The organism is Planktosalinus sp., assembly GCF_059864935.1.
In genome coordinates this window covers 1-5,407 of sequence record NZ_JCBCCK010000207.1, presented here as the reverse complement: position 1 = coordinate 5,407, position 5,407 = coordinate 1, and the positions used below count along the sequence as shown (strand labels likewise).

General features: G+C 40.5%; 3 protein-coding genes, 1 tRNA gene and 1 pseudogene. 1 reads left to right on the top strand and 4 read right to left on the bottom strand.

Annotated elements, in window-relative coordinates; genetic code table 11:
* From AC6F75_RS07500 to AC6F75_RS07485, 4 genes are all read right to left on the bottom strand, one after another.
* A partial coding sequence (locus tag AC6F75_RS07500; RefSeq protein WP_500714355.1) for an FIDD domain-containing protein occupies positions 1 to 2,263 on the bottom strand: 2,263 nt, incomplete at its 3' end.
* A 363-nt stretch (positions 2,264 to 2,626) separates the two neighbouring features.
* A tRNA-His gene (locus AC6F75_RS07495) sits at positions 2,627 to 2,702 on the bottom strand.
* Positions 2,703 to 2,783: 81 nt separating this feature from the next.
* Positions 2,784 to 3,500, bottom strand: a complete 717-nt coding sequence (gene bshB1, locus AC6F75_RS07490; RefSeq protein WP_500714354.1) for a bacillithiol biosynthesis deacetylase BshB1 — start codon at positions 3,498 to 3,500, stop codon at positions 2,784 to 2,786.
* Between the two features lie 94 nt (positions 3,501 to 3,594).
* On the bottom strand, positions 3,595 to 4,749 hold the full coding sequence (locus tag AC6F75_RS07485; protein WP_500714353.1) for an aminotransferase class I/II-fold pyridoxal phosphate-dependent enzyme: 1,155 nt from the start codon (positions 4,747 to 4,749) through the stop codon (positions 3,595 to 3,597).
* 188 nt (positions 4,750 to 4,937) lie between these two features.
* On the opposite strand from AC6F75_RS07485, the pseudogene AC6F75_RS07480 reads away from it, so the two are divergent.
* A pseudogene (locus AC6F75_RS07480) lies at positions 4,938 to 5,407 on the top strand (imidazolonepropionase); the annotation flags it as partial.

Below are 5,407 nucleotides of genomic sequence, written 5' to 3'. Positions count from 1 at the left end.
TCCCTTTACGGGTGTAAATTAAGATTTCGTGATTGGGGTAAATGTCAAGCAAGCCCGAAATTTCAAAAAAGTCGTTAATCCCGTCATTGTTGGGTGAAAAACCTTCGGGAATCCAAGGCGGGCAGTCGATGGTAGAAATTTTGAAAGAACCAATGGTAAAACAAATGGCATTGTCTAGCCTCACATAAATAGTTTGGGGATTGGCAGTGCTATGGTAACTATATGGAGAAAAAATGGGGTTGGTCAATTCAAGGGCATCTTCATAAGAGGTGTAAAACCGGATTTCATCACCTTCCTGCGGCTGAATTAATTCATACTGCAGAGTCAAATCAAAAATTGCATAACCAAACCCTTCATTACATAACTCCATATCCGGGAGTGGGGGTAAATCAGGGATACTTTGAAAGCTTACAGTTGTAATATAGGTATTGTTTGTTTCGTCCAGTTCTTCAACAATTCCGGTGCCATCGCCAATATCATCCACACTGAGTTTTAATTCAAAAACATCCGGTACATTGTCTGACAGTTCTATCAAAGTGGTCATATTAATTTGACCTCCTGCAGGAATTTGAATAGGAGTGAAGTCTGTTGCATAAAGAACTTCATCAATATAAAAAGCAATGGGAGTTTGAGCGGGTAAAGGTGCAGTTCCGTCGGTATTGGCAACCACATAATTGACTTCAAGCAGCCGTTGCCTACAGGCATTAAAATCTTCAGGGATAAAAATAGTGGCATCGGGCAGGGGGCAAAGAATAACTTCTATTGTAAAACTACCCACCAAATGACAATCACCATTGTCAACTCTCACATATATGGTTTGCGGGTTTTCAAAGTTAACATACGCTTCGGGGTTCTGAATAGCGTTGACATTGTTTTCTGCGTCTTCTAGAGTAATGTGAAAAGTTATGATGTTTGAAGGATCAATTTGTTGTGTGGAAAGTGTAAGGTCAAAAGTTTCAATACCCACCGCATCGCATTTTTCCTGATCAATAAGTCCTGTAATTTCCGGAAAATCGATGAGTCTCACTTCTATGCTGTCCTCATTGTTATTTTCGTCAATTTCAGTGACGATGCCGGTACCATTTCCCAGATCATCAACTACGATAGTTAAGGTAAATTCATTGGGTATATTTGTTGGGACAGCTAAAGTGATTTGCTGAGATTCTGAGCCCCCAATCGGTATTTCGTTAATGGTGGCCGCGTTTCCAATGAGCGTACTGTTGGCGTAAAAGGCAATTGGGGTAGCAGCCGGAAGAACATCAGTACTGTTGACATTATAAACCGTATATTCTAAAAAAACCTCCCTGCTACCACAATCTTCACCTGCAATGATGTCGTCAATTTCAATGGTTGCATCCGGCAACTGACTGTTCAAAACAGTTATGATATTATTAATCATTACAAAATCTTGACCCGAGGTAAGTGTAATGGTTGCCTGAGTATCACCCAGCTGAATATAATTTTCAATATCATAATAATCGATATCCATATTCCAAAGTTCGTCACTGTTAGTAAAACTATTGGTGCTGTTAAAAGCATTGTTGGCCGGGTTTAGTGGGGGGTTACTGAGGATATTACCATTGATTTGAAGTGTTTCATTGTTGGCTATAGATGAGTCTCCTTCCCAAGCTAGGAATCCTATTTTTGCTCCCTGGTTGTCAATCACATTGATGTCTTCTAGTTCGATGACAAGTGATGGATTACTAGATGAAACACTTTCAAGGCCATCGTAAATATTCAATTGATTGAGAGGTAGGTTATTATCTTCGTAAACTATGATTATTGCCCATCCTCCAAAATTATTGGCTGTACCGGTAGGGTGGCAATATTGAGGAATAACATTGGTCAGGTCTAAATCTGAGAGAGTGTAGTTACCATTTCCAGTATTTTGCAAAAGCGTTGTGACATTTGCAAAAGCGGCAAAAAAATCCAAAGAATTATGAATGTAAGCAAATGTTCTTTCGGCGGTAATTGAGGTACCATTAATGGTTACTTCAAAGTCTCCCGACCCGGAACCTGCCCAGTATAAGTAAGCGGTATGTATGTTTTGTGTAGGCAATAAACTTAAGGTCGCCGATGACGATGTTAAAATGGTGCAAGGAGTTCCTTCACCGTTTTCAACAGTATTCATAGTATTGCCAATGGCCGTATAATCATACCTCCCATTAAACTGTTCATACAATTCAATATCCTGAGCCGATATATTAAAACAGCTAAGCAGAAACACAAACACTAATAAACAGGATTGTAAAGCTTTTTTCATTGCAGGAATACTTGTAAAAACCTTAAATATACAAAATCTGTGTGAAGTAGTTAGTTCCTTAAAGGAAAAGCTTTTGAGCCATCAAATATTTTGGGAATGTTGGCAGATAGACCTCTTTAATTTTTCATAGTTTTTCCCACAAAAAAAGTCTCCTTCTTCATAAATTACGAAGGACAAAGCCTGCAAATGCAGAGGCTCTGCTTTTGGGTGGGAGTTCAGCCTTTATCTCATTTCGGTGGGCAAAGCCGGTCTTCCCGATATTCTCCCGATAGCTATCGGGATCATCGGGATAAACTTCTCGACCTCATTTTTTTAAGATTACTCCACAAAAAAAGTCCCTGCTTTCACAGAGACTTATATTCTGGGTGGAAGACCGGTCTCGAACCGGCGACCTCTAGAACCACAATCTAGCGCTCTAACCAACTGAGCTACAACCACCATTTTCAACTCTTGAGATTCTCTCTCAAAAGCGGTTGCAAATTTAATTCAATTTGCGGTCAATTTCAAAACAAAATCATGATTATTTTATATCAAACACCGAATTTACGGTGATGTAGCGTTGTACATTAAAACCCTCGGCATATTCCACACCTGTCAGCCTGCCCAGATCGCGGGCGCGGTAAGTAATGCTGTCCAGAAAGTTCTGACTGCTGATGGGCGTTTCGGGTTCATTAGTCTTGGGGTCATAAAATTGACTTTCATAAGCCATAATGGCTTCCATTTTTTTGTCCATAAATCCGGTAACATCCACCACAAAATCAGGCTCAATGTTTTTCCATTGTATATAATGATATACATTTTTGGGCCTCCAGGCTTCCTGATTGTTGCCTTCAAAAATAGTTTCTATTTTTCGCAATCCGCTCAAAAAACAAGCATCAGCTACCATTTTACCGGCTTTGGGATGATCAATGTGCCTGTCGTCTATAGCGTTGCAAAACACCACTTCGGGCTTGTATTTCCTAATTATTTTTATAATCTCTAATTGCGATGCCGGGTTGTTTACCAAAAACCCATCTAAAAACTCTAGGTTTTTCCGAAAGGCAACTCCCAGAATTTTAGCTGCTTTGGCAGCTTCTTTATCCCTGATTTTAGCGGTGCCCCGGGTTCCCAATTCACCGTGGGTCAAATCGAGTATGCCCACTTTTTTACCGTTTGCAATCTCTTTGGCAATCGTTGCCCCACAACCCAATTCCACATCATCGGGATGTGCTCCTATGGCGAGTATATCTACTTTCATACCTCTAATACCCGCGAAGGCGGGTATCTCGTTAATTGTTTATAAATAGTTCACTTTTGTCCTAAGTCTCACATCTCACATCTAATATCTAAATTCATTTACAGGCCACCAAAGCCTGCTCAATATCTGCAATTAAATCTTTTTTGTCCTCAATTCCAACAGAAAAACGCAATAAATTTTCTGATATTCCCTGCGATGAGCGTTCTTCGGGACTTAGTAAAGCATGCGAAGTTTCCGATGGCAATAGGATGGTGGATTCCACTCCTGCCAGGCTCATAGAGGGTTTGATGAGTTTCAGGTTTTTCATAAATGCTTTGGCATCCATGTTTTCTTCCAGTTCAAACGAAAGCATTCCGCCAAAACCGCTCATTTGTTTTTTGGCCAATTCATAATCGGGATGTGATTTTAAGCCGGGATAATAAACGGCTTTTACATCAGGGTGATTGATTAAATATTTAGCCAGTTTTTTGGCATTCCTGTTTTGTGCCTTCACCCGTATTCCCATCGTCTTGATGCTTCGCTCTAAAAGCCAAACGGTATAATCGCTCAGATTGCCGCCCAGGTTTTTTCCCAAGTGAAAAACACGGTCAATATGTTCCTGAGATGCCGCAACTGCTCCGGCAAGAATGTCACTGTGACCTCCCATATATTTAGTGGCACTGTGAATCACGATGTCAATGCCCAAATCAATCGGGTTTTGGTTCACCGGCGAGGCAAAAGTGTTGTCAATCATTGTTACAATGTTGTGTTTTTTGGCCAATTTGACTACCATTTCAATATCGGTAATGGTCATCAAAGGGTTTGATGGGGTTTCGATATAAATGATTTTGGTGTTGGGTTGTACTTTTTCAGCGAAAGCTTTTTCAGATAAATCAGCTGTAAACGAAAATTCAATTCCAAATTTTTCAAACTCTTCAGTCACCAGATTAAATGTTCCACCATAAAGTGTTTTTTGAAGTAAAACATGGTCGCCTTGTTTTAAAAAGGCGAGGAGTGCAGTGCTTACTGCTGCCATTCCGCTGCCAAAAATTAAAGCGGCATCGGTATGTTCGAGTACTGCTATTTTTTGTGCCAGTGCCAGCTGGTTGGGCGTGTTAAAATAGCGTGGATAACGCTTGATACCCACATCGGTAAATGCATAAGAAGTGGACATATAAAGCGGCGAAACAGCCCCTTTAAATTGGGTGTCTTCCAGTTCGCCACTGTGGGTACAGATCGTGTTTATGCCTTGTAAAGGGGTTTTGCTCATAGCATCAAAATTAAGAGCACCAAGTTACTAAAACCGACGCTTTTTTTGATAGCTTAACAAAAATATAATCTTCACGTTGGGAGTTGTGCGCTATTATCACATATACAAGAATAAAAATCAAAAACATTCGTGCATTCGCGGCATATTTCTAACTTTGTATTTCAACCTTCTAACTTCTAACTTTAACTATGTCTCACCTCTATACAAACATCAAGGAACTCATCGGGATTACTGATCAGCCCATCCTTCGCGGAAGCGAAATGAAAACCCTGAACACGATTAAAGACGCTTTTCTGGTGGTTGAAAATGGTAAAATCCTTGATTTTGGCAAAATGGAAGATGTGCAAGTTGAAAATTACACCGAAGTAACAGATGTTTCTGAATCTAGAGTGCTTCCTGCTTGGTGTGATTCACATACCCATATTGTTTATGCCGGAAACCGCGAACAGGAATTTGTTGACCGAATCAACGGGATGACTTATGAGGAAATTGCCAATCGGGGAGGAGGCATTTTAAACTCTGCCAAAAAGCTCCAGGAAACCAGTGAAGAAGAACTGTTTGCCCAAAGTGCCAAGCGACTGGAAGAAGTGATGCGTCTGGGCACCGGAGCCATTGAAATCAAAAGTGGTTACGGACTGACCACTGTAGCAGAAATGAA